Below are 25068 nucleotides of genomic sequence, written 5' to 3' on the forward strand. Positions count from 1 at the left end.
TTCTACGGCCCCAGAGGTCAAGGCCGGCAATTCCGCAACTTGTGTCGTCCGCCGGTTCAGCTAGTCTTTCCCGACACAAACCCGGGAGGACGACATGTTGCCGCTCTACGACATGATGATGAAGGCGCAGAACGGGCGGGCTGCCGATCTTCTCGCGCGGCAGATGAACCTGACGCGCCAGCAAGGGGAACTGGCGCTGGAGGCGCTGCTGCCGGCCTTTTCGGAGGCGCTGAAACGCAACACGGCCGACCCGTTCGGCTTCTCGCAGTTCATGACCGCCATGGGCGGCGGGCAATATGCGAAATATTTCGAGGACGCGGCACGGGCCTTTACACCCGAGGGCATGTCGGCGGGCAATGATGCGCTCGGCAAGATCTTCGGCTCCAGCGAGCTGGCAAGCGCGGTGGCGGCGCAGGCCGCGCAGGCGACCGGCATCGCGCAGGAGGCCTACCGCCAGATGATGCCGCCGCTCGCCGCCATGATGATGGGCGGGTTCTTCAAGCAGGCGACCGGCCAGATGCCGGGTGCCGGCCCCAATCCCTTCCTCGACGCGTTCCGTCAGATGATGCCGCAGACGCCAGGCGCCGATCCGTTCGCCAACCCATATGCGAAGATGATGCAGGAGATGTTCGCGCCGAAGGCGACTGAAAAGCCGAAGGCGGCGCCCGATCCCTATGCGCACAACCCGTTCATGAAGATGTTCGAAGAGATGGTCCAGATGGGCCAGCCCGGTGCCAATGCCGCATCCGAGCAGGTGACCGACGCCCAGACATTCCCGTTCGAGAATTTTTTCGGCGAGATGTTCGAGACCGGCCGAAAGCAGCAAGCGGATTACCAGAAGGCGATGACGAAGCTCGTCGACGACTTCCTCGCGCAGGGACGAGCGGGCAAGACGTCGTAAGCTTGACACGTCGGGTTCGATCGCCCGCAACTGGCCCTTGTGCCAAGCACGCGGGTCACGGCTTCATGGGACGCGCCACTATGGAAAAGGCCCGGCCTCGCGAAGAGACCGGGCAAGGATGCAGGCGGCCGATGGGGATCGGCGGGAAGTGGGAGCGCCCGCAATATGGGTGGCTATCAGGCCGGCGGGTCGCTCTGCGTCAGCAGACATGCCGCGCGAAGCGTTCGTCCTCGCGCCGGCGGCGCAGCGTCGCCAGCGTGGCCGTCGGATCGGCGACGATGCCGGTGCGCGCTGCCTGATGAAGATCGGTGCGCAAGAGGCCGATATCGGCGAGGTGATGGTCGGAAAGCTCCGCCAGATTGCCGATATGACGTCGATTGAAGAACGCGCGGAAGACCGTCTTGAGGCCCTTCGCCACGCGCGACGTCACATCCGTGCGCGTCGGGGCGACGGCGGAATATGCGGTCTGGTGATCGAGGGCGGTCATGACTGGTCTCCTTTTCGTCAGTCGTCGATGGAGCACGGCTTGTCATTCGGACGACCCCCGAGAGGGCGCGGCCGGGCAATGAAAGCCAAGCGGGTGAAGTTGTGCTTACGAACGGGAAGATGAGCCGCTTCGATTGATTAGTCGAACGAATGTTTCTAATATTTAGCATCAACAATCATGATGGATTGATCCGATGCCTGCCGCCCCGCTCGACCTCGACCAGCTTCAGACCTTCATCACCATCGCGGACATGGGTTCGTTCACGCGTGCCGCGGAGGAAGTCCACCGCACACAATCGGCCGTTTCCATGCAGATGCGGCGTCTTGAGGAGCGCGTCGGCAAGCCGCTGTTCGAAAAGGACGGCCGGACCAACCGGCTGACCGAGAATGGCGAGCGGCTGCTTGCCTATGCGCGCCGGCTGATCCGGCTGAACCGCGAGACGCTGGCCGCTTTCGACGACGCCTCGCTGGAAGGTCATATCCGCATCGGTACGCCGGACGACTATGCCGACCGGTTCCTGCCGGAGATCATGGCACGGTTCCTGCGCTCCAACCCGCGCGTCGAATTGTCGGTCGTGTGCGAGCCGACGGCCAATCTGGTCGAGCAGATCAAGCGCGGGCAGCTCGACATTGCGCTGATCACGCATGACGATGCGCGGGGCTCGGAAGTGGTGCGGCGCGAGCCGCTCTTGTGGGTCGGATCGATGAACCACGAGGTGCACCAGGAAGACGTCCTCCCGCTGGCGCTCGGACGGCCGAGTTGCCTGTGGCGGCGCACGGCCTGCGACGTGCTCGACCAGATGAACCGCGACTACCGCATCATCTTCACCAGTTGGTCGGCGACGGTCATTATGGCCGCGGTGCTTTCCGGCCTTGCCGTCTCCGTGCTGCCCGAATGCGCGCTCAGGCCCGGCATGCGCATCCTTGGCGAATCGGACGGGTTCGGCGCCCTGCCCGACTGCCGGATCGGCATATTGCGCGGACACTCCAGCCAGCCACACATCGTCGACGCGCTGGCGCGGCACATTTCCGAAAGCCTCGACAACATCTCGGTGGTCCCGCCGGCGACAGAGGAGAGCGGCGCGCATTTCGACTTCGCCGGAGTCGCCTATGGGCGCGGCAAGCGGCTGCGGCCAAGCCAGATGCTGCCGGGCTGGTAGACGGGCGGGCTGGCAGACGGGGCGGGCTGGTAAGCGGGTCATCGAGGAATTACCAATAGCGGCATGTCTGATCTTCTCGCCACCGATTCGAAAACCAACGCGGCCGAATATTCCGTCTCGGAGATTTCCGGCGCACTGAAGCGCGTCGTCGAAGACACGTTCGGCAATGTGCGCGTGCGCGGCGAGATTTCGGGCTATCGCGGGCCGCATTCTTCGGGCCACGCCTATTTCTCCTTGAAGGACAACCGGGCCCGGATCGAGGCCGTGATCTGGAAGGGGACGTTCTCGAAGCTGAAATTCCGGCCCGAAGAGGGCATGGAGGTGATCGCGTCCGGGAAGCTGACCACCTATCCCGGATCGTCGAAATACCAGATCGTCATCGACAATATCGAGCCTGCGGGCGCCGGCGCGCTGATGGCGCTCCTGGAAGAGCGCAAACGCCGCCTTGCCGCGGAAGGGCTGTTCGAGACGGGCCGCAAGCGGCCCCTGCCCTTCATGCCGCGCACGATCGGCGTCATCACCTCGCCGACCGGGGCCGTGATACGGGACATCATTCATCGCATCACGGACCGGTTTCCCGTCCATGTCCTCGTCTGGCCGGTGCGCGTGCAAGGAGAGACGACGGGGGCGGAGGTCTCGAACGCGGTGGCTGGTTTCAATGCGCTGCCCGAAGGCATGGCGCGGCCGGACATCCTGATCGTCGCCCGTGGCGGCGGAAGCCTCGAGGACCTGTGGGGCTTCAACGACGAGGCTGTCGTGCGCGCGGTGGCGGCGTCGTCCATTCCGGTCATTTCGGCGGTCGGCCACGAGACCGACTGGACGCTGATCGACCTCGTCGCCGACAGGCGTGCGCCGACACCGACGGGCGCGGCCGAAATGGCGGTGCCGGTCAAGGCGGAACTGGAAGCTGCGGTTGCGCGGCTTTCGGCGCGGCTGAAGGGCGCGGTCTCGCGCTGCACGCAGCGCAAGCGCGACGCGCTGCGCGCGACGGCACGCGCGCTGCCGTCTGCCGACGCGTTGCTGGCCCTGCCGCGCCGACGCTTCGACGAGGCGGCAAGCCGCCTGCAGCGGGCGCTGATCGCCAACACCGAGGCGAAGAAGCAGAAATTTCGCGGTCTTCGTCTGTCGCCGGTTGTCCTGTCGCGGCGGCTCGCGGATGCGAAGCTGCGCAGCGAGCGCGCGGCAGGGCGTCTTCCCGGATGCTTTTCGGCGATGGTGACCAACCGGCGCAACCGGCTGGCGCGTGACGCCGCGCGGGTGACGGCGAATGCGCTGGTGCAACGTATCGAGATGGCCCGCCAGCGGCTCGAAACCTTCGAGCGACGGCAGCGCCAGTCCATCGACCGCACGTTGGAGCGGCGGCGCCAGCGCTTCGAACAGGCCGCGCGCCTGGCCGGCTCGCTCTCGTACAAGCGCATCCTCGAACGCGGCTTCGCGGTGGTGCTCGACGCCGACGACCAGCTCGTCAAGCGCGCGTCGGACATCGCAACCGGCGATGCGCTGGCCATCCGGTTTGCCGATGGCGAGGTGAACGCGATCGCAGCCAACGAAACCGCTGCCCGGCCGAAGTCATCCAGGCCGAAGCCACCGGCCGGCGGACAAGGATCGCTTTTCTAGGGCAATCGGATCATGAGCATGGAACATCGCACGTTCCTGGCGCTTCGAGAGGTTCCTCACAGCCTCGTGAGCAATCTGACCGATGCGAAAGGAATGAGCATGGCCAAGGAAAAGACACTCGAAGACCTCTTCCACGATACTCTCAAGGACATCTACTACGCCGAGCGCAAGATTCTGAAAGCCTTGCCGAAGATGGCACGGGGCGCTTCCGCCCCGGCGCTGAAGCAGGCTTTCGAGAAGCACAAGGAGCAGACCGAGACGCATATCGAGCGCCTGCAGCAGGTGTTCGACATCATCGGCAAGCGGGCGCAGGGCAAGACCTGTGACGCGATCGAAGGCATCATCGCCGAGGGCGAGGAAATCCTCGACGAGTTCAAGGGAACGGCCGCGCTCGACGCCGGTCTCATCTCCTCCGCGCAGGCGGTCGAGCATTACGAGATCACGCGCTACGGCACCTTGAAGCGCTGGGCGGAAACGCTCGGCATGAAGGACGCCGCCAAGCTTCTCGACGCGACGCTTCAGGAAGAATCGCAGACCGACGAGGATCTGACCGCGCTCGCCGACAAGACGGCAAATCCCGCCGCCATGAAAGCGGCCTGAGACGCGACGATCTGAAAGTGAAGGGCGCCCAAGTGGCGCCCTTCTTTTTAGTCGTCCGAGAACTGGCCCTGATCGCAGGGCTCGCCGGTGCGGAACTGTTCGGACAGGCATTCGCCACGATCGAACCCCTCGCCCGTTTTCGTAACCGCGCGCGCCATCCCGCCCGCGCCGCACGCCGTAAGGACGAGTGCCGCCGCGAGGATTATGGCGACGCCGCTGATACGTACACGATGATCCAGACCCGACATTGATCGCTCCGTCATGATCCCTGACCAGATGGGGCAAAGCGCAAAGCGCGGCAACTGTCGACATGGGAGAAAGAAGAAATGGTACGGTTGGCTGGGGTCGAACCAGCGACCTCCGGATCCACAATCCGAATTCACTCATTGTTTCCATTGTGCTTTTTGGTCGCATGTTGCGTCCATGTTGCATCAAGCGAGTAATGCGGCCTCGGCGGCGGCCAGTTCCTCGGCGTCATCGCCTCGCGGGAACAGGTGTCCATAGACGTCCATGGTCATCGTGATGGATGAGTGCCCCATGCGCTCCTGCACCACCTTCGGGGGTAGCCCGAGCCCGCCGTCCGCTGGCCGGTTGATGCACCACGACGCATAGAAGTGCCGGAGGGCGTGAAGGCCTTTATACCGCGCCACGCTGATCGGGTTTCCGTCCTTGTCGGTCTCGCCTGTTTCATCCGCTACATCGGCCGCGACCTGCGCCGGCTGGAAGCCACGCCGGACGATATTGTTCAATTGCTCGACCTTCCCCAAGCCATTTGGGAATACAAGATCGGCCTTCCCCTTCGGGCAGGCGAGCTTCCATTCACGCAAGGCGCTGATGACCATCGGCGGGGCCGGCACCGCGCGCTCCCCCGAAATCGACTTCGGCTTGCCGATCTCGTTGAAGCGATCTGCGCGCTGGTGAACGTGGATAACCCGCTTGTCGAGATCGACATCCTTCCAACGCAACCCGCGCAACTCGGAAGCGCGCAGGCCTGTGAAGATGGCCGTGAGCAGCAGCGGTCGCCAGCGCCCTTCCAGGACGCCGACAATCGCCTTGACCTCTTCGCGTGTTGGAATGTCAACGCCGACTTTCAGCCGCCCCTTCTGACGCTTCTCCTGCCGCCTGTCGCCGCCTTTGCGCCGGCCGCGTATATCGCGCACTACGTTCCGGCCGGTCAGGCCACGCTCCTGTGCGTCGGCAAGCAGCGATCCCAGACTGACCATCACCTTCCGCACCATGGCCTGCGACCTGCCGCCGTCGCGCAACTGGTCCTCAAATTGGCGAACGGCCGGGATGTTGAGCGCTGTCAGCTTCAGGTCGCCGATGAAAGGCGTGATGTGGAGCTTGAGGTGCGACTGGTAGCTGTCAACGGTTGTCCGCTCCAAGCCTGCCGACTCGGCACTGGTTATCCAGAATGCACCAGCTTGCTTGACGGTCGCGCTGGCGCTGTCCGCGACGTGAATACCCTCTCTCACCTCGACGGACGCGGTGGCCGCGAACTCGTCCGCCTTCTTTTTCAGCTTGAAGCTTTTCAGGCGACGCTTGCCGGCAGTGTCGGTGTAGTCGACAACCCAGGCGCTGCGCTCTTCGCCCTTAGGCGTTGTCCAAGTTCGCTTGCGGACGCTCATTTTTCTGCGTCCTGGTCGGCTTCACGTTCCCACATCTCAATTTGCGCGACGTCGGGTCCGGCCGGGGGAACGAACCCTCGCTGCATGAGCAGTTCAGTGTTCAGTCGCATAACCTGAAAGTACGTTTTCAGAAGAAGGCTCTTTTCGTCCAGATCGCGGACCTTGAGTTGGCCCATGAAGTCCTCTTCGATGCCTTCGTTGACGACCTTGACGTAGGCAGCAAGTCTATCGCGCTCATATCGCAGTTGCCCCAACCGGCTGCGCGCCTGTCGCATGAGCCTCTCGAATTTCTCCGCCCGGGCGTTGGCTTCATTTAGAGCGCTGATATCAGCCTGCGACCGTTCTTCGAAGCTGGCTTCAAGCCGAGCGACTACTTCATCCCGCACAGGGCGCTCGTTCACTTCAGCCGCCGACTTGAGTTGAAGTTTGAGTCCGATCGGCATTGGAAGACCGTCTTCAAAGCTGCGGTCAATCCTCGCGATAATCTCTGAATTCATAGAGCGCCCGTTGTTATCGGCCGCTTCTCGAAGCTGGTCGCGCATACCGTCTGGAAGCCGCAGCATGAAGCCGTCTGACTTCGTTCTTTTCGCGTTCATCGAACTCTTCCTGTGAATGATGTCCAAATGACACGATCACCCCTTGACCCGCAATGATTGCCATTGGACATTACAGGGGTACGGTAGCTAACGGAGACGCAAATGCAAACGGAAACCGCCCTCGATTTGGTTTGGGGCATAGAAGCAATCGCCCGACTGATTGGCCGCACCGAGCGCCAGACCTATCATATGCTGCGCACAGGCAATCTGCCGGCAAAACAGGTTGGTAATCGCTGGGTCGCTGAGCGCGGCAAGCTCGTCGCCTTCTTCATGGAGGACGCTGCTTGATGCTCGCGAAAACAAAAGGCCCGGCAGAGGTTGCAGCCTCAATGCCGAGCCGGTGTTCAAACAATCCCTCCCAAAAGGATATTATTCTGAACGTCGGCAGTTATAGCGCCGCCGCTGCCGAGTCGGCAACCCGGCCCCCGCGAATGAGGGGGTGCTAATGGAGTATGTCGATGAGGATGGTGTCATCCACGAGGACACCGCTGGCACTCGCGCCGAGAACGCCTCCAAGGCGTCGTTCAAGCTCGACCTGATCGAGACGGTGAACGCAGACCCGATGATGGAGCCGAGCGACCTGAAGCTAATCGCTGCTTACGCTGCGCTCATGCAGTGGCCAAAGCGGGAGGCATGGCTATCGACCAGTCGGGCACGCGCCATGACGGGTTTGTCGGAGAGAGCGGTTACGGACAGCCGACGCCGTCTAAGCGGCAAAAACGAAATGAACCGCGTGTATCTCAAGCCGGTCCGCAAGTCGGGGCTGACGCAGGTGTTCCGGATCGAAAACCCATGGCGGGAGGATTGCCGCCAGCACGTCGCCATTAGGACTGAACATTTTCGGGAGTCACAGGCTGAACGGCAAGCCGAGCGACGTAGGCTGAAGCGTGTCTCCGCAGCCGTTGCCGATACAGACCATGCCCTGTCACAGTCGCTAGGTGAGTGTGACGTCCCCGCAACGAGTGCTGGTAATATCCCCGCAGATACCCCTCAGGATATGGCTCCGAAGAAGGACAACACTGTCCTCGACCTCAACGTGCAGTCGTACGGTCAGGTCCCCGACCTCGACCCTGACGAGCCCTTCCCAATCCCAGAAACCGACGAGGAACTGGCGAGTGCCATCGCGGACTTCGTGATGATCGGCTGCTCGCCTGTCGTGGTGACCTACTTCAAGCAGGAACTGCTGGCAGGTCGGCTCACCATGAACATGGTCGAAGAACAGCGGAGGCTTCGGGCAGCATGACGAACCTCATCGAGACGAAATCGGCGGCGATTGTCGCCTTCCCGCTCACCCGGCGCATCGGGAAAATTCGGGCGGTGGCGACCACCCTAGCCGGCAAGAACGGCAGTGCTGCTGAGGCCTATTGGAAACAGACGGTCGCGACCATTGCCAACCAGATGGATCGGAACGGCGTCAACCAAGACGACATCCGGCGCGAGCTTCGCGAGTTCTTCTACGCCGTCCAGCGCGAAATGGTCCGCATGGCCGGCGAGAACCGGGAAACCGGAGGTGCTGCATGAACCTCACCAGCGATACGCGCCAGACGCGCTGGCGGAACGAGAACCCAAGCCGCTACCGGGCGCATGTCGCGGTCGGCAAAGCCTTGGCTCGGGGTGAACTGGTCAAGCAGCCCTGCGAGGTCTGCCAGACAACCGAGGGCCGCATCGATGCCCACCACGACGACTATTCGAAGCCGCTCAAGGTGCGGTGGCTCTGCCGCAAGCACCACAATCTCCTGCATTCGCGCGGTGAGGACCTGTTCGGGCCAGAGGTAACTGTTTCCATCCGGAAAACGTCGGCGGAAGGGAAACACTTATGAGCAGAGGACCGGGGCGAATTGAGCGGGCGATAGCCGCGGCGTTCGATGCGAAGCCTGACGAGGCGTTTACGACGGAAGACTTAATCGACGTCGTTTACGTCGGCGCCAACCGGGTGGAGAAAAAGCATCGTGTCTCGCTCATCCGGGCGGCACGGAAAGTGTGCGCCGCCTCGGAGTCCTGGACGGTGAGCCGATCCGAGACGACCGGCTCCACCCTCGTGTTTTGGAACCGCTTCAGCGTCACGTCTTACGGCCTCATGCGGGCGAAAACAGACATGCACGCCTGGTACCGCTCCAACGATGCGCGAGTGATGGACTGCTGGAAGACCGATGCCGACAGCATAAGGCGTCAGTTAGAGCCCGGCGGGAAGTACCACCACCATGTCGTCGAGGGCGGAGCGTGGTGGCGCCACGTCCAGTTGTGGATTGCGGAGCAAGCCGGCGATCGATCCGAGCGCACTTTGAAACTTCAAGAAGAGCAGGACGCCGTGAAACAGCAGTTCGCGCGACACGCTGACATCCTCGCCGCGGCGCTGAAGAGGAAGCGGGGCGGGACATGACAGAGCAAGCAGTTTCCAAGGCGGCTTCCTGGCTCGCCGAGACGCCCGACGAAAAGAAGCCGCATCCGGTCATCCCGTATCTGCGAGCTGCCTACAACCTCACTCCGCTGGAGGCGGTCCAGGCCATCCGCAAGGCGGACGCGATGAAGGCGAGGCCTGTATGAGCACTCATCATGCAGTCTTTCCAACCCAGCCAGACGATGCGTTCATTGCCGCGTGGAGAACCCATATCGAGGGAACCGGCTATCCCGAGCTTTTCGCCAACGTGTCGACGAGTAAGCCTGAGCAGGACGAGGGTATCGAATTGCTCTCGGAGGAAATCCGGGTGCCTGTCGGCCTGCGCGAGGGCGGATCGCGGGTTCCGTGTCCTTTCTGCAGCCGGCACGGTCCCAAGTTCGAACGGGGTCGAATGGCCTATTTCCCCATCGAGCATGTCGTGCGCTTCATCGGCCGACACTGCGCCATCAAGCACTTTGGCGAGAACTATCACGACGCCGAAAAGCGATACCGGCAGCAAGCCGCCTGCCGCGAATACATCACATTCTGGAAGGAAATGGCGGCGCGCCGTGACGAGCTGGAAGATTTCTTCGCGCAGATCGAACCGGTGGCCGCGAACCTGGCATTTGTCCGGCGCCAAATCGACGACCAGGCCCCCGGGTTTGCAAGCTTCCTCTACGGCGAACTCGTTCAGTCGAATGGCGACCTCGTCATCGTTACGCATACGGGCGTCAAGGATCGGCACGGCAACGCCGTAGACGAGCGGAAATCCATCGGCCGCGCTGTCGGGCGTTCTCTGCTGGCGAGGGAGTTCGACCCGAAGAAGGCTATCGATAAAGCCAAGGCGGCAATGCACGACCTGACCGTCGATCTGCCAGGCTGGTCGCCCGACGACCACGAAACCACGATGGCGATCGTCAATCGCGGCTGGAAGGCAGTAAAGGGCCTTCGCGCTCTCGTCGACCTTCGGACGGAACTGGCCGACGCGCAGCGATTTCTGGAGCCAAAGAACCTTCGCGTGATCGAGCGGTGGGCAAACGACCCGTCTTCGCCGATCGTCTCTCTGACGCTGAGGCGCGACGGGAAACAGCTACTCATTCGGTCGGGCTCCTACGCCGGCAAGCACTACTCAAACGCGATCGTTCCCGAGACAACTTTCGCGGCCCTGCCTCCAGTGTCTCACCCCATTGTCGGGAGCATTCCCCTTAAATGACGTCCAGAAGCCCAGCCAAGCGCGTCGACGGAGCCCGGCGCATCGATTTGAAGAAACAGGCAGAACGGCGCGACGAGGCCCGCACGACCCAGAGACCGCCTCTGCCGGTCGAAGACACGCGTGTCGCCGACGCATGGGCGCGTGAGGAAGCGCGATCTTCTGCCAGAGCCCGATTGCGTGTCGAAGAGCGCCGGATAACGAACCTTGCAGGTGGTGGCAAAGACAACTCGAAAATCCAGTACATCAGCACGAGGATCAGCGCTTCGCGCGCCTCGCCTCAGCCCACACGCGCCCGTCCAGGTACGTTTGAATGGCGATACGGGCGCAAGCACGACGCTCTGTTCGAAGCCGGCAATCTCCTGGCCCGATTGTGGGAGAAGGCTGGGATGACGATTGCGAGTTCGGCCAACTTCCTTCGCGGCACCGCGTCCGGATATGCCACCGACCTCCCAGAGTCTCGCGTTGTAGCGCTTGACCGCCTGGAAGGGTTCTACGAGAGCCTGGGAAAGATGGCTGCCATCCGGCTCATCGACTACTGCGTCCTCGGCAAGACGGCCGGCGACATTGCCCGTCAGAATGGTGTAGCCGAGCGACAGATGGCGCTAGTGCTGAACCAGCATCTCCGAGATTGCGCTATCCACTTCAAGTTGCTGGGGAACTCGCGCTCGGCAGGTTGACTTAGGTAACGGAATACCACATATCTTTACTAACTTCGCAGAGTTGCGACCGCCTCAACCGCACTAGAACCTCGCGGCGCCGCGAAGTTTCAACAGAGCCGATACTCTTCCAATTTGGAATAGTACGTATCCGCCAAGTTGGCGGTTACGTCTTTGCCCCGCAGAGCCTCCCGCATGCTAGATGGGAGCAATTCCAAGCCGCCGGCGCTCAAGATTTGCAAAGCGATCGGCGTCCGCCTTCTCTCGGAAACGTGTCTCCACAGGTTGCTGTCCATTGGCGTTCACCACGACAATGAAGTGATCGCCCTTGTCCTGAACGCCAACAGCATTCGGCGGCGGCTGGTCAAAGCCCGTCATGGATGTTCCTTTCGTTCAGCAGATGCATCACAAGCCACCACGCCACCGTACGGCCGGTCAAGAGTACAAGCACCTCTACAGCGACAAGCGCTGGCACGGCGCACGCGGCATACGACTACAAGCCCTCAAGCGTGACCTATACACCTGCCAGCGCTGCGGTTGCTCTCTGGTCACGACGAACCGCCACCACCCGCAAGCCGCTGTCGTCAACCATAAGACACCGCACAAGGGCGACCCTGCGCTGTTCTTCGACCTGAACAACTGCGAGAGCGCGTGCAAGTCGTGCCATGACGCCCTGATCCAACGTGAAGAGGCACGAGGCTACAGCATCGGCTCGGACCTGACCGGCAGACCGACCGACCCGAGCCACCCCTGGAACTGGTGACCCAGGGGGGGGTATCTCGAAAGTTAGAACCGACTTCCCAGCCAGACCCGCGCCCCCCCTCCGTTTGCGCGCGCAACAGTTTCAGACAAAAAGTTGAGGGCACCCCGTAGGGGTGAAGGCTCATGAACGTCATCGAAGGCACTGGCTCGATCATCATCGAGCCCGACTGGGAGTCGCTGTTCTCGGACATTCTGGAGATCGCAGCAGCCCGCGAACACTGGCGTGTCATCACGGCGGAACTGAAGGACCGGCAATTGCTGGCGCCGGCCAATGCCCATTCGGTGCAGCGCCTCGTCTGCGCCTATCTGATGTTCGACCGCATGTACCGCGAAGTAGCTGAGCACGGCGTTGTGTCGAAGCCGAAGCGCGGCAATCCGAAGGCCATAGCCCGCATCAGCCCGTTCTTTACCGCGATGCGCGAGGCCGGCACGGATGCCGCGTCGCTGGAAGCCGAGCTTGGCATTTCGCCCCGGCGACGGACCCAGGCGTCACGGGCAGAGCGTAAGCATCGCAAGGAACGTGCATCCGATGCCTATCTCCGCCCGACCGGTAGCTGACGACCTTGCGACCCTCTACGCATGCGCGGTGCTGGACGGGAAGATAACGGCGGGCCATTTCGTCCGCGAGGCCTGCGCCCGACACCTGCGTGACCTGGATAGCGGCGCTGATCGGAACCTGAGGTTCAACGTCGACAAGGCCAAGCGGCACTGCGGGTTCTTCCCGGCGGTGCTGAGCGTCACCGAAGGCGCAGCGGCCGGCAAGCCCTTCCACCTCCTGCCCTGGCACGGCTTCGTTGTCGCATCGCTGTTCGGATGGCATCGCGAGGACGGCCTACGCCGCTTTCGCATGGCCTGGCTGGAAACAGGAAAGGGACAGGCAAAGTCGCCGCTGATGGCCGGACTCGGCATCGACATGATGGGCTTCGCGGCCAAGGAACGCGCCGAGGTCTACGCCATTGCCGGCGACAAGGATCAGGCGAACGTGTTGTTCCGTGATGCGGTGTCGATGTGCCGGGCCAACATGCCGGATCGCGCTGACGACGAGTTCGAGAGCCTGGAAAGCCGGGGCGACATCGTCATTCGCGGCACCGGCGACCTCGCGTGGAAAATCGAGCACCCCGCGACCAGTTCGAAGTTTCAGTCGCTGGCCTCCGGCGACAGCATCTCCGGCCCTCGTCCCTACGCCGTGCTGGCGGACGAGATCCATGAATTCAAGTCCGCCACTCCGCTCGGCATCTGGAAGGCGGCAATCGACAAGATGAGCGGCGATCCGCTGATGGTGCTTGGCACGAACACGCCTGCCACGAACCAGATCGTCGGAACGGAATATTCGGAGCTGTTCCAGAAGGTCGTCACCAGCCAGGCGCAGGACGACAGCCTGTTCGGCTTCATTGCCCGCGTTGACGAGAGCGACTGGGAAACGGTCTTCGACAACGAGGATTGCTGGTCGAAGGCGCTACCGGCCCTTGGCGTCACCTATCCGATCGACAACGTGCGCAGCCGCGTCAACACCGCCAAGCTGCTGCTGTCCGAGGCCTTGGCGACCAAGCGGCTCTATTTCGGCATGCCGACCGGCGCCGAGGGCTTCTGGACGACGCAGGAAGCCTGGGACAGTTGCCAAGGCGAAATCGACGAGACGGCGCTGGAAGGTTTTCCGTGCTGGCTCAGCCTCGACCTGTCGAAGAAAAACGACCTGACGGCGCTTTCCGCCATCTGGCTCGGACAGATCGGCGGTAAGGCGCACCGCTTCGTCAAGACATGGTACTTCACCACGAAATCAGGGATCGCCGACCGATCGCGCGACGACAACGCGCCGTATGACCGCTGGGCGGAGATGGGACTTATCGAGGCAGTGCCCGGCGCAACGATCGACTACGAGTTCGTGGCAGCCAAGGCCAAGGCGCTGGCAGCGCGGCATACCGTCGAATTCCTCACCTTCGATCCGGCGAAGATCGACGACTTCATCGACGCATGCGAGGCGATCGACTTTCCGGTCTGGCGCTTCAAGGGTCCGGATGAGCCGGAAGGCAAAGGCCTGAAGCTTGTCAGCCACGGCCAGGGAACGCGCATCACCTTCGTCGAGCGCTCGCTCTGCATGCCGAAGTCGATTGAGCGCCTGGAAGACTGCATCCTTGAAGGGTCGATCACCATCGAGAAATCGCCGGTCACGACGATGTGTGCCTCGAACGCCATCCTCGTTTCCGACGCCATGAACAACCGCGCTTTCGACAAGAAGCGCTCTCGCGGACGCATCGACGGCATGACTTCGATTGCGCAGGCGGCAGGTGCGTCGTTCTCCGAGTTCGCCCCGCGCCGACGCAAAGCCCAGGTCGTCATCATCGGCTGACAAGCCCGACAGTTCGAACATGAAGGAGGTCGTCATGACAGTGACGCGCCGCGCCTACTCGTCTCTGGTCATCAAGGCGGTCGACGAGGAAAAGCGCATCATTCGCGGCATCGCCACGACGCCGACGCCGGATCGTGTCGGCGACATCGTCGAGCCGCTGGGTGTGAAGTTTTCCAACCCGCTGGCCTTCCTTTGGCAGCACGACGCGCATCAGCCGATCGGCACGGTGAAGTTCGACACGCCGACTGCAGAAGGCATCACGTTCGAAGCGGAAATCCCGACCATCGACGAGCCCGGCACGTTGAAGGACCGGATCGACGAGGCCTGGCAGTCCATCAAGATCGGTCTCGTCCGCGCTGTCTCGATCGGCTTTCGCGCAATCGAATATGCCTGGATCGACGATGGCGGCATCCGCTTCATCAAGTCGGAGGTCTTCGAACTGTCGGCCGTGACCATTCCGGCTCAGCCCGAAGCCATCATGACCTCGATCAAGAACATGGACGCGACGGGTGTCGCGGTCATCAAGCAATTCGACGCGAACGCTCCAGCCGCGACCGGCACCATCGAGCGCCCTGCGAAGAAGCCTGCCCCCGGCGCCTCGGGGAAATCCCACAAACCTGTGAACCTGAGGCCGAAGGAGGCCACCGAAATGAAGACCATTGCCGAGCAGATCGCTGCTCTCGAAGCATCCCGCCAGGCCAAGTCGGCTCGCATGGCCGAAGTCATGCAGAAGAGCATCGACGAGGGCCGTTCCACCGACGAAGCCGAGCAGGAAGAGTTCGACACCCTGTCCGATGAGCTCGACGCCATCGACGGCGACCTGAAGCGTCTCCGCTCGCTGGAGAAGGCGCAGGCCAACAATGCCAAGCCGGTCATCGCCAACCAGATCAAGACGGCGAGCCAGGCAACGGCGCTGCGCTCCGGCGTCGCGCTGAAGGCGAACGAGCCTGACAAGGGCATCCGCTTCGCGCGCTACGCTAAGTGCCTCGCCATCGCGACGAAGACGCATCAGCCGATCGTCAGCGTTGCCGAAGGCCTCTACGGCAAAACCGATGCTGACCTGATCGACATCGTGAAGGCTGCGGTCTCTGCGATGACGACCAGCAACACGTCTGAACTCATCGGCAACGAGGGCGGCTTTGCCGACTTCGTCGAATTCCTGCGTCCGATGACCGTTCTCGGTCGCTTCGGCACCGGCAACATCCCGTCGCTGACCCGCATCCCGTTCCGCGTTCCGCTCATCAGTGAGGCTTCGGAGAGCGATGCGAACTGGGTCGGTGAAGGCAAGGCCAAGCCGCTCACCCGCATGACGGCCGGCCGCACGGAACTGAGCCCGCTGAAGATCGCGACCATCGCGGTGCAGACGATGGAACTGATCCGCGACAGCTCGCCGTCGTCGGACGTGCTGATCCGCAACTCGCTGGCCAAGGCCATCGCGAAGCGCGAGGATCTGACGTTCATCGATCCGACCGTCGCGCCGACTGCCGGCGTGCGCCCCGGCTCGATCCTCAACGGCGTCGCCGCGACGACCAACAGCACCGCGACGGGCGCTGACGGCGTGCGCGAGGACGTGCAGGCCATCATCCAGAACTTCGTGACTGCCAACAACCCGCTGCAGTCCGGCGTCTGGATCATGGGCGCGACCTATGCGCTGCGCCTCATGATGATGCTGAACCCGCTCGGCCAGCGCGAATTCCCCGGCATTTCGATGCAGGGCGGCACGTTCTTCGAACTGCCGGTCATCGTGTCCAACTACCTCGGCGATTACGTCGCCCTGGTGAATGCCGAGGATGTCTGGTTCGCGGACGACGGTGGCGTCGAGATCGCCATGTCGACCGAGGCATCGCTCGAGATGGACAGCGCGCCGGCCCACAACTCGGACACGCCGACACCGGCCGAGCTTGTCTCGATGTTCCAGACGAACAGCGTGGCGTTCCGCGCCGAGCGCACAATCAACTGGGCACGCCGCCGCGCCAGCGCGGTCGCGTGGATGGACAACATCACCTGGGGCGATCCCGCGCCGGTCACGCCGTAATCGTTCGGCTCATCACGAGGGGCGGGTTTCGGCTCGCCCTTCTCATGAACCGAAGGAGAGCATCATGAAAAGCCAGTCCTATATGACGCGCGCCCTTCGTGCCCGCGATCCTCGCTATGCGACCATTCTCGGCCGTCTCGGCTATGAGCGAACCGACATGCGGGCCGACACTGCACCAAAGGCAAAGCCCGACGACCTGAAGGCTCTGCGCGACGAGTATCAGGACAAGGTTGGCAAGCGCCCCTATCACGGCTGGGATACAGCAACGCTCAAGGCGAAGATCGCCGAGGCGAAGGGCTGATCATGCGTTTGTTTGGCTTCGACATCAGCAGGCGCCAGAAGGCTGCGCCTGCGCCCGTGATGCCGCGTCGTGGCTCATGGCGCACCGTGCTCGAAAGCTATGCCGGCGCGTGGCAGCAGAATGTCGAGGTCAAGTACGACAGCGTTCTTGCCAATCATGCCGACTTCGCCTGCCGCACCCTCATCGCTTCCGACATCGCCAAGCTGCCGGTGAAGCTTGTACAGCACCTCGGCAACGATGTGTGGAAGGAAACAACGAACCCGGCCTATTCGCCGGTGCTGCGCAAGCCGAACCATTTTCAGACACGCATTCAGTTCGTCGAGAGCTGGGTGCTGTCCAAGCTCCAAAAGGGCAACACCTATGTTCTGAAGCAGCGCGATGGGCGCGGCGTTGTGGTGCGGCTCTACGTGCTCGACCCGGACCTCGTCACGCCCCTGGTGTCGACGGACGGGTCGGTCTTCTACGAACTGCGCACGGACGAGCTTGCCGGCATGCCCGAAACGATCACCGTACCGGCGCGCGAGATCATCCACGACCGCTTCAACTGCATGTTTCATCCGCTGATCGGCACGTCGCCGATCTTCGCCGGTGGGCTCTCTTCGATGCAGGGGCTGGCGATCCAGAACAACTCGACGCTGTTCTTCCAAAACGGCTCGCAGCCCGGCGGCATCCTGTCGGCTGCAAACGAGATCGACGATGCCGACGCCATCCGTCTGAAGGAATACTTCGACACAGAATTTGGCGGGAAAAACCGGGGCAAGGTTGCCGTCGTCGGCGGCGGGCTCACCTACCACGCAGTTTCGGCCAAGGCGACCGACAGCCAGCTTATCGAGCAGTTGAAGTGGTCGGCCGACGTGGTCTGCTCGACCTACCACGTGCCGCCCTACAAGATCGGCATGGGCACGCCGCCATCGACGGCGAACGTCCAGGCGAGCAACATGGAATATTACAGCTCCTGCCTTCAGGTGCTCATTGAGGCGATCGAGCTTTGCCTCGACGAAGGCCTTGGCATGGACGGGGTCAGCATCGGCACGATGTTCGACACCAAGGAACTGCTGCGCATGGACACGGCGACGCAGTTCGATGTAGCGGCCAAGTCCAAGGGCATGGCGACGCTCGACGAGCAGCGCCAGATGATCGGTCTCGACAAGATCAAGGGCGGCGGCACGATCTACCTCCAGCAGCAGGATCACAGCCTTGCGGCCATCGAGGCGCGTGACGCGCAGCTCATCGAAGGCGTCGCGAACCCGCCTCCTGTCGCCTTGCCCGCTCCCGAGCCGGAACTGTCGGACGAGGAAAAGGCTCTCATCGCACGCGCCGCGCTGCGCAAGGAACTCGGCCTCGCGGCCTGACCTCTGGTGATCGAATGAAGATTGGCGACATAACCGCGCTGATGGGGCACATCGCACCCGTCATTCGCGAGTTCACCGAGGGGCTGGTCGACCCGATCGCGGCCCGCATGGCGGCGGTCGAGAAGACCGTGAAGGACTTCCGCGTCCCGAAGGACGGAGAGAAGGGCCAGGATGGCAAGGACGGTCGTGACGGTGTTGACGGCCTCGGCTTCGATGACCTGGACGTCGTGCATGACGGCGCGCGCGGCTTTACCTTCCGCTTTGCCCGAGGCGATCAGGTGAAGGAGTTCCCGTTTACGTTGCCGGTGGTTCTCGACAAGGGCGTCTACAAGGCCGGCGATGACTACGAGCCAGGCGATGGCGTCACCTACGGCGGATCGTTCTGGATCGCGCAGGAGAAGACGGCAGAGAAACCCGACAGTGGCAAGGGATGGCGTCTGGCAGTCAAACGCGGTCGCGACGGTAAGAGCGCGCCTGTGGCCGCATCTGGCGCGAAAGAACCTATCCGCGTCGGCGTACCGGCGAAGGCGAACTGACATGGCGCAGCTGATCTCGACCGCCTTCGTCAAGCAGGCCTTGCGCATCGCTGAGTATGATGGCGACGGCCAGGTGCTGCCCCACGAGGATGACGCCGTGATCTCGGCCTACATCGACGCCGCGCAGGAGGCGGTGCTGCGCTACCTTAAGGACGCCGCCGATGAAGCATGGACCGAGGCCACCGCGCCAAAGGCCGTGCGCCAGGCCATCCTTATCGCCGTGCAGGGCATGTACGATCCCGACCAGATGGACCTGCTCGGCGGTCTCGCTCATCCCGATCCCAAGAACCCGATCGTCGCCATGCTGAGCATGATGCGCCGCCCGACGCTGGCATAGGAGCCCTACATGGCACGCGTGAAGTTCATCCGCGACTTCGACTGGAAGCCGACACGGCACACGACGATCGCCTACAAGGCGGACCAAGAATACACCGTGCGCCGTGAATGCGCCGACGCTGCTGTGGCGGCGGGCGCCGGCAATGAAGTCGATGCGCCGCGAAAGGGCGACGATGGCTCTTCGCAGTAAACCCGTCGCGCAGGAGCTGCGCCACCGCGCTCATTTCGATGCTCGAGGTGCCGATCGTTATGGAACGCCCGGTGTCGGCGAGTTCGGTGCGGTCTTCTCGTGTCGGGCAGCGCTTCGCCCGGCAGGTGGGTCCGAGGCCGTCGTTGCTGCACGGCTTGAAGGGCGGCAGGTGCTGCACGTCTATGTCCGCTCTTCGGAGCAGACGCGCAAGATCACGACAGATTGGCGCATGCGGGTGACCAGTCACGATGTCGAAACGGTCTATTCGATCGACGCCGTCGATGCCGTCACCGATCGCCAGTGGGTCTATCTGCAGGTCGAAAGCGGAGTAGCTGCCTGATGGAGATCAAGGGCAAGGACAAGTTCCTGGCGCAGCTCGCCTCGCTGCCGCGCATCATGCGTGAGGAAATCCGCAAGGCGCTCGATGTCTCTGCCGACGAGACGACGGACATCATGAAGCGTATGGCACCGAAGAAGCAGGGCAAGCTCGCCGCGAGCATCGGCTATTCGTTCGACGGCGCACCGGCTGGCGCAAGCATTGTCAGCCAGGCGCGTGCAGCGAAGGGCGAGACTGGCCTCGCCGTGACGATGTACGCTGGCAATGCCAGCACCATCGTCAGGAATTCGCGCGGCGTTCCCTTTCAGAATGCGCGTCTTCAGGAGTTTGGCACCAAGGACATGCCGCGCAATCCATTCTTCTATCCGGCGTTCCGGCTGAACAAGAAGCGGGCGAGGTCGCGCATCCAGCGGGCCATCCGCACAGGCGCGCAAAAGGCCTTTCGATGATCGGCGCCCAGTTGCAGGACGCCATCCGCGACCGCCTTGTCGCCCAGAACATCACCGGCGGCAGGATCTATGACCGCATTCCGCCGAATGCCGTGTTTCCCTATGTCGCAATCGGCGACGAGCAGTCCATCGATGATGGCGATCAGTGCGCCGACATATTCGAAGTCTATGTCGACCTCCATGTCTGGAGCCGGGCGGACGGGCGCTACGAGGCGAAAGAGGTTGGCGAAGCGATCCGCAAGGCGCTCGCGGCTGATCTAACCGTTGCCGACTATCACATCATTCTCAGCGAGTTCGAGAACGCCCGTATCCTCGATGATCCCGATGGGCTCACGACGCACGGCGTCATCACATTCCGGTACCTGTTGCAGCCGGTTCTTGCGCCCTGAACGGGCAACATCTTCAACGGAGAAACTGACATGGCACAGAAGCTCGCGGTGCGCGGCACCAAGCTGCTAATCCAGGTTGGCGATGGCGCAGACCCCGAAGTCTTCGCCCATCCCTGCCTGATCAACACGGATCGATCCTTCAACCTCCAGGCCGAGACGCAGGACTTCCCAACCTATGACTGCGAGGATCCGGAAGCGGTATCGTGGATGCAGCGCGAAAAGGTGTCGCTGTCCGGTGACATTTCCGGCGCCGGTCGCCTTCATGAGGCCGATCTGGCGGAATACGACGCCTGGCTGCGCGATCCCGATCCGCGCAATGTCAAGATTGCCGTGAACGCGACGGCGGCCGAGGGCGGCGGTTCCTGGACCGGTTCCTACCACCTGACGCAGTTCCAGATTACCGGCGGCGACAAGTCGACGACGATTGAGGTGACGCTGACGCTGCAGTCGACCGGTGAAGTCGCCCCGTTCGTGGCGGCGGCTTGATGAACCGCCACGGCGCGATCGATCTGACCTGGGCGGGAGGAGATCACACCTTCCGCCTCGGGATGGACCAGATCGAGGAACTGGAGGCGACGACGGAAATGTCGATCTTCCTTTTGCATGCAGCCATGGCGTCGGAAATCCCGATGGCACGGCTCAAGCACTACTCCGAGACGATCCGGCTTGGGCTTCTCGGTGGCGGCATGAAGCCGATTGAGGCTCGTGTGCTCACCAAGCGCTATGTCGACGAGCGGCCGCTGACCGAGAGCGTCGCGCTGGCACAGGCGATATTGCGTGCCAGCCTGGAGCGCGTCCACTCGAAGGAGTTGGAAGACGACCTGGGGGAACAGGAAGCGGCGAGTACGAGCGCATCGACTTCGCCGCAGTCCATGCAAATGCCGGCCTGATGAACGTCGCCAATGTCGGCGATCTGTCGCTCGGTCAATGGGCGGCGCGTGTTCGTGGCTGGAACCGAGCGCACGGCTCGGAAGAAAACAAGGCGCCATCCGAGAGTGAGTTCGATCTTGCTGTCGAGAAGGCGATGGGGTCGGCTTAGTCGTAGTACCCTTGCTCGTAGCAGAGATCGTAGACCACCGAGAGTTGGTCTCGCATCTCTTCTGCCTGTCGGCATCGAGCCTCTGTTGCTCGTTCCTTCGCCGCCACCTCTGCCTGCTCGGCTGCACTGTATCCAGACCAGGCGAAGTACCCCCCGCCGGATATCACGACGACAGATGCCAAGGCGACCAACGCCTTTAACCAGTTATCCATGAAGGCTCCCCATGGCAGTTGAAGCTGAACGACTTCTGGCCGTCTTCGAGGCTCGTTTTTCTAGCCTCGAGAAAGCGCTGACGAAAGCACGAAACGACTCCAGCAAAGCTTTCACGTCAATCGAAAAGGATGCGGCGCGCGCTGAAAATGCATTGGCCGGTGTGGGAAGCAAAGGCGTTCCCGGCATCGACAAGGCCACGAAGGCGATTGGCCGTACGCGCTTCGAGACGGCCAATCTTGCGGCGCAGTTTAACGATATCGGCGTCCAGCTCGCAGGGGGTCAGTCGCCTTTCCTAATTGCAGTTCAACAAGGCGCGCAGATCAACCAAGTGCTCGGTCAGGCGGGAGCGCGTGGTGCAGTTTCAATGCTCGGGGGCGCCTTTGCCTCGCTGTTGAACCCCGTATCGTTGGCGACTATCGCCGTCATAGGTCTCGGCGGCGCTGCCGTTCAGTACTTCGCGTCCATGATGGACGACGGGGCTCAGTCAGAAGAGTCACTAAAGCGCCAGGTCGATCTTATCCGGCGCGTGGCGGATACTTGGGGAGACGCAGTTCCGGAACTGCGTGAGTATGCGAATGAGCTTCAGCGCATCCAGGAGCAGACTGACCGCATAACGGCCGGCGACAACCTTCGCGAAGCTCTTTACCAGCCGCTCGAAGACGCCGTGAATGGTATCAATGCAGCGATGGCAGAATACTCATCGGCCTTGCAAGAGGCTGGTGTTCAATCGCCTGCGATAACCGAACTTCGGAACGCCTTCAGCAATTTGAGGGAAGAGCTTGAGGCAGGCACCGCCGATGCGGAAGACGCGGAGCTTGTACAGAGCGCCTTGAACGAGACGATGAAGCTTGGCGTAGGCGACGCTACCGGCTTTGCTGATGCGCTCGCTATTCTTGCTGGTCAATTGCAGGATGTGGCGGATCGAGCCAACGCGGCAGATAGCAGCATTTCGGCGCTGAACGATCGAGGTGGCATTCCCTACAGCGAATTCGGCGGGGGCCGAGGCAGCGATCCCCGCAGCATCGAGAAAGACGACTACTGGCGTGGCCGATACCTTCCTGATCCTGAAGCCCCGGCTAAGCCAGATCGGTCGGCGAAGAGCGCCCGCGACAAGGCGGCTGCCGAAGCGCAACGCGAGCGCGATGCCGTCCAGGATCTGATCGAGAACCTGCAATTCGAGCGCTCGCTGATCGGCATGACGGCCGTCGAGAAGGAAAAGGCAAACGCCTTGCGACGCGCCGGCACAGCTGCGACCGACGAGGAAGCGCAGCAGATCATGACGCTGGTCGAGGCGACTTATACCCAGCGCGAGGCTTTGAAGAACCAGGAGGAAGCCTACAAGCAGCTGCAGCGCGCGGGCGAAACCGCGATCAACGGCCTCATGACGGCGATGGCCGATGGCAAGATCGAGGCCGAAGAACTGCTGTCGATCCTACTGAGTGTCGCCCAGCAGCTGATGAGCATGAAAGGCGGCGGCGGCAGTATCCTGTCTGCGCTCTTCGGCGGCGGTGGCGGCGGCACGAACTGGAACGCGTTGTCGGCATCGGGCAAGTATCTGTTCGACAGCGGCGGCTATACCGGGCCCGGAGGCCGTCGCACCCCGGCAGGCGTCGTCCACAAGGGCGAAGTCGTCTGGTCCCAGCGCGATATCGCTCGGGCCGGTGGCGTCGGTGTCGTCGAGGCGATGCGCCGTGGGCTTCGCGGCTATGAGAACGGCGGGGCTGTCCGACTTGCGCCTTCGCCTGCCCGGTTGCCTGCGTCTGGGGCCGAGACGGGCGCCGTGACGCTTCGCATCATCAATGAAGAGGGGCCGATGTTCCGGACGACTGTGCGGACAGAGGCCGAGGGCGTCAGCGTCCAGGTCGTCGAGCAGAACAACAAGGCGCTCGCGAACTGGCGCCAGAATGGTGGCAACTGATGCCGATCGAGATGCCTTCCTTTGCCGGGTTCGATCTGATCACCCAACGCTTCGACCCGATCGTGACCAAGGGTGTCTCCTACATGGAGGGGCGGCGTTCGGAGGCGATGGTATCGATGACGCCCTATTGGGTGGCCAGCTATTCGACGCCCACGCCGCACCTGGCGCATCTGGGCGAGGCCGATGCCTTCATGATGGACATCGAGGCGGGCGAGACGTTTCGCGCTTTCGACACGACACGGCCTCGTCCGTTGGAATATCTGAAGGGGCCGCTGGCAGGGACACGCGCGGGTGGCGGCGCCTTCGACGGCACGGCGACGATCACGGCGCGCACGTTCAACAGCGTGACCGTCTCCGGGCTGCCGGCGAACTTCCAGTTCCGCGTGTCCGACTATGTCGAAGTGCGGAAGTCGGACACGCTCGTTTCGCTTCACCGCGTACGTGCTGACGTGCAGGCCAGCGCTGGGGGCGTCGTCACGCTGCCGATCCGCATGAACCTCGACGCCGGTGTGTTCACCCTGCCGCTCACGGCCAATTTCGAAAAGCCGGCCTTCCTCGCGCAGATCGACGGCGGCTCTTGGTCCGCCAATAGGCAGAAGACCGCGCGCGGCATTGGCTTTTCGGCAACTGAGGTATTCTTCTCATGAGCCTTGACCCATCCGTAGAGGCCGCGCTCGACAGTGGGCAGATCAAGCGCTTCGACCTGATCCGGTTCGACCTGCCCGGCAAGAGCGTCGGCTATCACCGTGGCGGCCGGCTCTATACCTACAACGGGCTCGTCTACTACCCGAACCGATGGCTGCAGACGGGCGGCATGAACTCGGCGCTCGGCGTCGCGGTGACGACGCGCACGATCGTGTTCTCGAATGTGCCAACGGCGAACCCCGACGACGCAATCGCTACGCTGGAGAGCTACGAGTACCAGAACGCGCCCGTCATCATCGCGCATCTGGCGGGCGACCCTGTCACCGACCAGGTGCTCGGCATCCTCGCCTCGTCCATCTACGAAATCGATCAGGTGTCCTACCAGAAGGGCGCGGCGGGCGAGAACGGCGAACGGACGCTGACGATCTCGATTGATCTTCAGCCGCCCGGCCGATCCGCGCGCGGGGCCACGCTGGTGAAGCGCTCACCGGCAGAGCAGAACTTCGACAACTCCGCCAACGACACGAGCCTGGAATACGTGGCCGTCAATGCGCAATGGCCGCTTGAATGGGGGCAAAGGCAAGGATGACACGCTTCGAGAAGGTCGAGGCCGTCATCGCCAGGGAACTCGCCAAGCCGTACGTCGTCGGCAAGTCCGACTGCTTCCTGATGGGCCTGCGCGTTGCGACAGCGCTCGGTGCCAAGGGCATCATCACGCAATATGCGGGCCGCTATTCGACGCTGAAGGGCGCGCAGCGCGTTCTCCGCCGTCTCGGGCACAAGAGCCTCGTCACGCTGATGGAAACGCATCTGGAACCCTGCGCGCCGGCAATGGCCCGCATGGGCGACCTCGTCGTGCTCCAGGTCGGCAGCGCAGAGCATCTTGGCGTCTGTCTCGGCGCGCGCTTCCTGACCAAGACAGAGCGCGGCCCGGCCACCTACGACATCACCGCCGTGACTGCGGCCTTCCGCGCGGGATAAGCAT

The 25068-nt window shown here is 62.7% G+C and carries 36 protein-coding genes; 31 read left to right on the forward strand and 5 right to left on the reverse strand.

Going from position 1 to position 25068, the window contains the following annotated elements:
* The first annotated feature begins 94 nt into the window (after positions 1 to 94).
* On the forward strand, positions 95 to 901 hold the full coding sequence (locus tag GTK01_RS04230; protein ID WP_252924601.1) for a DUF937 domain-containing protein: 807 nt from the start codon (positions 95 to 97) through the stop codon (positions 899 to 901).
* Positions 902 to 1100: 199 nt separating this feature from the next.
* On the opposite strand, the gene GTK01_RS04235 is transcribed toward GTK01_RS04230, so the two are convergent.
* Positions 1101 to 1388 carry a DUF1127 domain-containing protein gene (locus tag GTK01_RS04235; protein WP_252924602.1) on the reverse strand — a complete coding sequence of 96 codons (288 nt, stop codon included), beginning with the start codon at positions 1386 to 1388 and terminating at the stop codon, positions 1101 to 1103.
* A 193-nt stretch (positions 1389 to 1581) separates the two neighbouring features.
* On the opposite strand from GTK01_RS04235, the gene GTK01_RS04240 reads away from it, so the two are divergent.
* The 3 genes from GTK01_RS04240 to GTK01_RS04250 all read left to right on the forward strand — a co-directional run bounded on the left by GTK01_RS04240 (position 1582) and on the right by GTK01_RS04250 (position 4764).
* Positions 1582 to 2547, forward strand: a complete 966-nt coding sequence (locus GTK01_RS04240) for a LysR substrate-binding domain-containing protein (RefSeq protein ID WP_252924603.1) — start codon at positions 1582 to 1584, stop codon at positions 2545 to 2547.
* 63 nt (positions 2548 to 2610) lie between these two features.
* Entirely contained in the window at positions 2611 to 4164 is a 1554-nt protein-coding gene (xseA, locus tag GTK01_RS04245) for an exodeoxyribonuclease VII large subunit (RefSeq protein WP_252924604.1), read from the forward strand.
* A gap of 99 nt (positions 4165 to 4263) precedes the next feature.
* Positions 4264 to 4764 (forward strand): ferritin-like domain-containing protein, encoded by a 501-nt coding sequence (locus GTK01_RS04250; protein WP_252924799.1) that lies wholly within the window; start codon positions 4264 to 4266, stop codon positions 4762 to 4764.
* 47 nt (positions 4765 to 4811) lie between these two features.
* On the opposite strand, the gene GTK01_RS04255 is transcribed toward GTK01_RS04250, so the two are convergent.
* The 3 genes from GTK01_RS04255 to GTK01_RS04265 all read right to left on the reverse strand — a co-directional run bounded on the left by GTK01_RS04255 (position 4812) and on the right by GTK01_RS04265 (position 6988).
* The gene (locus GTK01_RS04255) at positions 4812 to 5012 is read right to left on the reverse strand and encodes a hypothetical protein (protein WP_252924605.1); all 201 of its coding nucleotides are present in this window, start codon (positions 5010 to 5012) and stop codon (positions 4812 to 4814) included.
* A 183-nt stretch (positions 5013 to 5195) separates the two neighbouring features.
* Positions 5196 to 6392: a site-specific integrase gene (locus GTK01_RS04260; RefSeq protein WP_252924606.1), complete on the reverse strand. Its 1197-nt coding sequence runs from the start codon at positions 6390 to 6392 to the stop codon at positions 5196 to 5198.
* The gene (locus tag GTK01_RS04265) at positions 6389 to 6988 is read right to left on the reverse strand and encodes an Arc family DNA-binding protein (RefSeq protein WP_252924607.1); all 600 of its coding nucleotides are present in this window, start codon (positions 6986 to 6988) and stop codon (positions 6389 to 6391) included. The genes GTK01_RS04260 and GTK01_RS04265 overlap by 4 nt, the downstream gene beginning before the upstream one ends.
* Positions 6989 to 7090: 102 nt before the next feature.
* Here GTK01_RS04265 and GTK01_RS04270 point away from each other — a divergent pair, with 102 nt between their 5' ends.
* The 8 genes from GTK01_RS04270 to GTK01_RS04305 all read left to right on the forward strand — a co-directional run bounded on the left by GTK01_RS04270 (position 7091) and on the right by GTK01_RS04305 (position 11255).
* Positions 7091 to 7276: a DNA-binding protein gene (locus GTK01_RS04270; protein WP_252924608.1), complete on the forward strand. Its 186-nt coding sequence runs from the start codon at positions 7091 to 7093 to the stop codon at positions 7274 to 7276.
* A gap of 157 nt (positions 7277 to 7433) precedes the next feature.
* On the forward strand, positions 7434 to 8231 hold the full coding sequence (locus GTK01_RS04275; protein WP_252924609.1) for a hypothetical protein: 798 nt from the start codon (positions 7434 to 7436) through the stop codon (positions 8229 to 8231).
* Positions 8228 to 8509: a DUF6074 family protein gene (locus GTK01_RS04280; RefSeq protein ID WP_252924610.1), complete on the forward strand. Its 282-nt coding sequence runs from the start codon at positions 8228 to 8230 to the stop codon at positions 8507 to 8509. Before GTK01_RS04275 ends, GTK01_RS04280 begins: the two co-directional genes overlap by 4 nt.
* Positions 8506 to 8808, forward strand: coding sequence for a hypothetical protein (locus GTK01_RS04285; protein ID WP_252924611.1), 303 nt, complete (start codon positions 8506 to 8508; stop codon positions 8806 to 8808). Before GTK01_RS04280 ends, GTK01_RS04285 begins: the two co-directional genes overlap by 4 nt.
* Entirely contained in the window at positions 8805 to 9368 is a 564-nt protein-coding gene (locus GTK01_RS04290) for a hypothetical protein (protein ID WP_252924612.1), read from the forward strand. The genes GTK01_RS04285 and GTK01_RS04290 overlap by 4 nt, the downstream gene beginning before the upstream one ends.
* Complete coding sequence (locus GTK01_RS04295; RefSeq protein ID WP_252924613.1) at positions 9365 to 9532, forward strand: hypothetical protein; 168 nt, start codon at positions 9365 to 9367, stop codon at positions 9530 to 9532. Before GTK01_RS04290 ends, GTK01_RS04295 begins: the two co-directional genes overlap by 4 nt.
* The gene (locus GTK01_RS04300; protein ID WP_252924614.1) at positions 9529 to 10578 is read left to right on the forward strand and encodes a hypothetical protein; all 1050 of its coding nucleotides are present in this window, start codon (positions 9529 to 9531) and stop codon (positions 10576 to 10578) included. The genes GTK01_RS04295 and GTK01_RS04300 overlap by 4 nt, the downstream gene beginning before the upstream one ends.
* A 47-nt stretch (positions 10579 to 10625) precedes the next feature.
* Positions 10626 to 11255, forward strand: a complete 630-nt coding sequence (locus tag GTK01_RS04305) for a hypothetical protein (protein ID WP_252924615.1) — start codon at positions 10626 to 10628, stop codon at positions 11253 to 11255.
* A 177-nt stretch (positions 11256 to 11432) separates the two neighbouring features.
* Here the strand turns inward: GTK01_RS04305 and GTK01_RS04310 are convergent, their stop codons facing one another.
* Positions 11433 to 11612: a hypothetical protein gene (locus GTK01_RS04310; RefSeq protein ID WP_252924616.1), complete on the reverse strand. Its 180-nt coding sequence runs from the start codon at positions 11610 to 11612 to the stop codon at positions 11433 to 11435.
* Between GTK01_RS04310 and GTK01_RS04315 the strand changes: the two genes are divergently transcribed.
* From GTK01_RS04315 to GTK01_RS04405, 19 genes are all read left to right on the forward strand, one after another.
* Positions 11611 to 11997: an HNH endonuclease gene (locus GTK01_RS04315; RefSeq protein ID WP_252924617.1), complete on the forward strand. Its 387-nt coding sequence runs from the start codon at positions 11611 to 11613 to the stop codon at positions 11995 to 11997. The genes GTK01_RS04310 and GTK01_RS04315 overlap by 2 nt on opposite strands.
* 122 nt (positions 11998 to 12119) lie before the next feature.
* On the forward strand, positions 12120 to 12554 hold the full coding sequence (locus tag GTK01_RS04320; protein WP_252924618.1) for a P27 family phage terminase small subunit: 435 nt from the start codon (positions 12120 to 12122) through the stop codon (positions 12552 to 12554).
* Positions 12526 to 14343 (forward strand): terminase large subunit, encoded by a 1818-nt coding sequence (locus GTK01_RS04325; RefSeq protein WP_252924619.1) that lies wholly within the window; start codon positions 12526 to 12528, stop codon positions 14341 to 14343. Before GTK01_RS04320 ends, GTK01_RS04325 begins: the two co-directional genes overlap by 29 nt.
* A gap of 34 nt (positions 14344 to 14377) precedes the next feature.
* The gene (locus GTK01_RS04330; protein WP_252924620.1) at positions 14378 to 16378 is read left to right on the forward strand and encodes a phage major capsid protein; all 2001 of its coding nucleotides are present in this window, start codon (positions 14378 to 14380) and stop codon (positions 16376 to 16378) included.
* A 64-nt stretch (positions 16379 to 16442) separates the two neighbouring features.
* Positions 16443 to 16679 (forward strand): hypothetical protein, encoded by a 237-nt coding sequence (locus tag GTK01_RS04335; protein WP_252924621.1) that lies wholly within the window; start codon positions 16443 to 16445, stop codon positions 16677 to 16679.
* A 2-nt stretch (positions 16680 to 16681) separates the two neighbouring features.
* Positions 16682 to 18031: a phage portal protein gene (locus GTK01_RS04340; RefSeq protein ID WP_252924622.1), complete on the forward strand. Its 1350-nt coding sequence runs from the start codon at positions 16682 to 16684 to the stop codon at positions 18029 to 18031.
* Between the two features lie 14 nt (positions 18032 to 18045).
* Positions 18046 to 18567: a hypothetical protein gene (locus GTK01_RS04345; RefSeq protein WP_252924623.1), complete on the forward strand. Its 522-nt coding sequence runs from the start codon at positions 18046 to 18048 to the stop codon at positions 18565 to 18567.
* Between the two features lies 1 nt (position 18568).
* Positions 18569 to 18904, forward strand: a complete 336-nt coding sequence (locus GTK01_RS04350; protein ID WP_252924624.1) for a head-tail connector protein — start codon at positions 18569 to 18571, stop codon at positions 18902 to 18904.
* 9 nt (positions 18905 to 18913) lie between these two features.
* Positions 18914 to 19093, forward strand: coding sequence for a hypothetical protein (locus GTK01_RS04355; RefSeq protein WP_252924625.1), 180 nt, complete (start codon positions 18914 to 18916; stop codon positions 19091 to 19093).
* Positions 19077 to 19433 carry a head-tail adaptor protein gene (locus GTK01_RS04360; protein WP_252924626.1) on the forward strand — a complete coding sequence of 119 codons (357 nt, stop codon included), beginning with the start codon at positions 19077 to 19079 and terminating at the stop codon, positions 19431 to 19433. The genes GTK01_RS04355 and GTK01_RS04360 overlap by 17 nt, the downstream gene beginning before the upstream one ends.
* Positions 19433 to 19879: an HK97-gp10 family putative phage morphogenesis protein gene (locus GTK01_RS04365; protein WP_252924627.1), complete on the forward strand. Its 447-nt coding sequence runs from the start codon at positions 19433 to 19435 to the stop codon at positions 19877 to 19879. Before GTK01_RS04360 ends, GTK01_RS04365 begins: the two co-directional genes overlap by 1 nt.
* Positions 19876 to 20268 carry a DUF3168 domain-containing protein gene (locus tag GTK01_RS04370; protein ID WP_252924628.1) on the forward strand — a complete coding sequence of 131 codons (393 nt, stop codon included), beginning with the start codon at positions 19876 to 19878 and terminating at the stop codon, positions 20266 to 20268. Before GTK01_RS04365 ends, GTK01_RS04370 begins: the two co-directional genes overlap by 4 nt.
* A 30-nt stretch (positions 20269 to 20298) precedes the next feature.
* Positions 20299 to 20754 carry a phage tail tube protein gene (locus GTK01_RS04375; protein WP_252924629.1) on the forward strand — a complete coding sequence of 152 codons (456 nt, stop codon included), beginning with the start codon at positions 20299 to 20301 and terminating at the stop codon, positions 20752 to 20754.
* Entirely contained in the window at positions 20754 to 21158 is a 405-nt protein-coding gene (locus GTK01_RS04380; RefSeq protein WP_252924630.1) for a gene transfer agent family protein, read from the forward strand. The genes GTK01_RS04375 and GTK01_RS04380 overlap by 1 nt, the downstream gene beginning before the upstream one ends.
* Entirely contained in the window at positions 21158 to 21307 is a 150-nt protein-coding gene (locus tag GTK01_RS04385) for a hypothetical protein (RefSeq protein WP_252924631.1), read from the forward strand. The genes GTK01_RS04380 and GTK01_RS04385 overlap by 1 nt, the downstream gene beginning before the upstream one ends.
* A 223-nt stretch (positions 21308 to 21530) precedes the next feature.
* The gene (locus tag GTK01_RS04390; RefSeq protein WP_252924632.1) at positions 21531 to 23438 is read left to right on the forward strand and encodes a phage tail length tape measure family protein; all 1908 of its coding nucleotides are present in this window, start codon (positions 21531 to 21533) and stop codon (positions 23436 to 23438) included.
* Positions 23438 to 24085: a hypothetical protein gene (locus tag GTK01_RS04395; RefSeq protein WP_252924633.1), complete on the forward strand. Its 648-nt coding sequence runs from the start codon at positions 23438 to 23440 to the stop codon at positions 24083 to 24085. Before GTK01_RS04390 ends, GTK01_RS04395 begins: the two co-directional genes overlap by 1 nt.
* Positions 24082 to 24672 (forward strand): DUF2163 domain-containing protein, encoded by a 591-nt coding sequence (locus GTK01_RS04400; protein ID WP_252924634.1) that lies wholly within the window; start codon positions 24082 to 24084, stop codon positions 24670 to 24672. The genes GTK01_RS04395 and GTK01_RS04400 overlap by 4 nt, the downstream gene beginning before the upstream one ends.
* Positions 24669 to 25064 carry a hypothetical protein gene (locus GTK01_RS04405; protein WP_252924635.1) on the forward strand — a complete coding sequence of 132 codons (396 nt, stop codon included), beginning with the start codon at positions 24669 to 24671 and terminating at the stop codon, positions 25062 to 25064. The genes GTK01_RS04400 and GTK01_RS04405 overlap by 4 nt, the downstream gene beginning before the upstream one ends.
* Positions 25065 to 25068 lie beyond the last annotated feature (4 nt).

This window comes from Aliihoeflea sp. 40Bstr573 (assembly GCF_024105655.1).
Lineage (GTDB): Bacteria > Pseudomonadota > Alphaproteobacteria > Rhizobiales > Rhizobiaceae > Aliihoeflea.

What these genes read in the sequence shown, in the direction of transcription:
- GTK01_RS04230 (WP_252924601.1), top strand. Translation starts at nt 95, where the DNA reads ATGTTGCCGCTCTACGACATGATGATGAAGGCGCAGAACGGGCGGGCT.
- GTK01_RS04235 (WP_252924602.1), bottom strand. Translation starts at nt 1,388, where the DNA reads ATGACCGCCCTCGATCACCAGACCGCATATTCCGCCGTCGCCCCGACG.
- GTK01_RS04240 (WP_252924603.1), top strand. Translation starts at nt 1,582, where the DNA reads ATGCCTGCCGCCCCGCTCGACCTCGACCAGCTTCAGACCTTCATCACC.
- xseA (WP_252924604.1), top strand. Translation starts at nt 2,611, where the DNA reads ATGTCTGATCTTCTCGCCACCGATTCGAAAACCAACGCGGCCGAATAT.
- GTK01_RS04250 (WP_252924799.1), top strand. Translation starts at nt 4,264, where the DNA reads ATGGCCAAGGAAAAGACACTCGAAGACCTCTTCCACGATACTCTCAAG.
- GTK01_RS04255 (WP_252924605.1), bottom strand. Translation starts at nt 5,012, where the DNA reads ATGTCGGGTCTGGATCATCGTGTACGTATCAGCGGCGTCGCCATAATC.
- GTK01_RS04260 (WP_252924606.1), bottom strand. Translation starts at nt 6,392, where the DNA reads ATGAGCGTCCGCAAGCGAACTTGGACAACGCCTAAGGGCGAAGAGCGC.
- GTK01_RS04265 (WP_252924607.1), bottom strand. Translation starts at nt 6,988, where the DNA reads ATGAACGCGAAAAGAACGAAGTCAGACGGCTTCATGCTGCGGCTTCCA.
- GTK01_RS04270 (WP_252924608.1), top strand. Translation starts at nt 7,091, where the DNA reads ATGCAAACGGAAACCGCCCTCGATTTGGTTTGGGGCATAGAAGCAATC.
- GTK01_RS04275 (WP_252924609.1), top strand. Translation starts at nt 7,434, where the DNA reads ATGGAGTATGTCGATGAGGATGGTGTCATCCACGAGGACACCGCTGGC.
- GTK01_RS04280 (WP_252924610.1), top strand. Translation starts at nt 8,228, where the DNA reads ATGACGAACCTCATCGAGACGAAATCGGCGGCGATTGTCGCCTTCCCG.
- GTK01_RS04285 (WP_252924611.1), top strand. Translation starts at nt 8,506, where the DNA reads ATGAACCTCACCAGCGATACGCGCCAGACGCGCTGGCGGAACGAGAAC.
- GTK01_RS04290 (WP_252924612.1), top strand. Translation starts at nt 8,805, where the DNA reads ATGAGCAGAGGACCGGGGCGAATTGAGCGGGCGATAGCCGCGGCGTTC.
- GTK01_RS04295 (WP_252924613.1), top strand. Translation starts at nt 9,365, where the DNA reads ATGACAGAGCAAGCAGTTTCCAAGGCGGCTTCCTGGCTCGCCGAGACG.
- GTK01_RS04300 (WP_252924614.1), top strand. Translation starts at nt 9,529, where the DNA reads ATGAGCACTCATCATGCAGTCTTTCCAACCCAGCCAGACGATGCGTTC.
- GTK01_RS04315 (WP_252924617.1), top strand. Translation starts at nt 11,611, where the DNA reads ATGGATGTTCCTTTCGTTCAGCAGATGCATCACAAGCCACCACGCCAC.
- GTK01_RS04310 (WP_252924616.1), bottom strand. Translation starts at nt 11,612, where the DNA reads ATGACGGGCTTTGACCAGCCGCCGCCGAATGCTGTTGGCGTTCAGGAC.
- GTK01_RS04320 (WP_252924618.1), top strand. Translation starts at nt 12,120, where the DNA reads ATGAACGTCATCGAAGGCACTGGCTCGATCATCATCGAGCCCGACTGG.
- GTK01_RS04325 (WP_252924619.1), top strand. Translation starts at nt 12,526, where the DNA reads ATGCCTATCTCCGCCCGACCGGTAGCTGACGACCTTGCGACCCTCTAC.
- GTK01_RS04330 (WP_252924620.1), top strand. Translation starts at nt 14,378, where the DNA reads ATGACAGTGACGCGCCGCGCCTACTCGTCTCTGGTCATCAAGGCGGTC.
- GTK01_RS04335 (WP_252924621.1), top strand. Translation starts at nt 16,443, where the DNA reads ATGAAAAGCCAGTCCTATATGACGCGCGCCCTTCGTGCCCGCGATCCT.
- GTK01_RS04340 (WP_252924622.1), top strand. Translation starts at nt 16,682, where the DNA reads ATGCGTTTGTTTGGCTTCGACATCAGCAGGCGCCAGAAGGCTGCGCCT.
- GTK01_RS04345 (WP_252924623.1), top strand. Translation starts at nt 18,046, where the DNA reads ATGAAGATTGGCGACATAACCGCGCTGATGGGGCACATCGCACCCGTC.
- GTK01_RS04350 (WP_252924624.1), top strand. Translation starts at nt 18,569, where the DNA reads ATGGCGCAGCTGATCTCGACCGCCTTCGTCAAGCAGGCCTTGCGCATC.
- GTK01_RS04355 (WP_252924625.1), top strand. Translation starts at nt 18,914, where the DNA reads ATGGCACGCGTGAAGTTCATCCGCGACTTCGACTGGAAGCCGACACGG.
- GTK01_RS04360 (WP_252924626.1), top strand. Translation starts at nt 19,077, where the DNA reads ATGGCTCTTCGCAGTAAACCCGTCGCGCAGGAGCTGCGCCACCGCGCT.
- GTK01_RS04365 (WP_252924627.1), top strand. Translation starts at nt 19,433, where the DNA reads ATGGAGATCAAGGGCAAGGACAAGTTCCTGGCGCAGCTCGCCTCGCTG.
- GTK01_RS04370 (WP_252924628.1), top strand. Translation starts at nt 19,876, where the DNA reads ATGATCGGCGCCCAGTTGCAGGACGCCATCCGCGACCGCCTTGTCGCC.
- GTK01_RS04375 (WP_252924629.1), top strand. Translation starts at nt 20,299, where the DNA reads ATGGCACAGAAGCTCGCGGTGCGCGGCACCAAGCTGCTAATCCAGGTT.
- GTK01_RS04380 (WP_252924630.1), top strand. Translation starts at nt 20,754, where the DNA reads ATGAACCGCCACGGCGCGATCGATCTGACCTGGGCGGGAGGAGATCAC.
- GTK01_RS04385 (WP_252924631.1), top strand. Translation starts at nt 21,158, where the DNA reads ATGAACGTCGCCAATGTCGGCGATCTGTCGCTCGGTCAATGGGCGGCG.
- GTK01_RS04390 (WP_252924632.1), top strand. Translation starts at nt 21,531, where the DNA reads ATGGCAGTTGAAGCTGAACGACTTCTGGCCGTCTTCGAGGCTCGTTTT.
- GTK01_RS04395 (WP_252924633.1), top strand. Translation starts at nt 23,438, where the DNA reads ATGCCGATCGAGATGCCTTCCTTTGCCGGGTTCGATCTGATCACCCAA.
- GTK01_RS04400 (WP_252924634.1), top strand. Translation starts at nt 24,082, where the DNA reads ATGAGCCTTGACCCATCCGTAGAGGCCGCGCTCGACAGTGGGCAGATC.
- GTK01_RS04405 (WP_252924635.1), top strand. Translation starts at nt 24,669, where the DNA reads ATGACACGCTTCGAGAAGGTCGAGGCCGTCATCGCCAGGGAACTCGCC.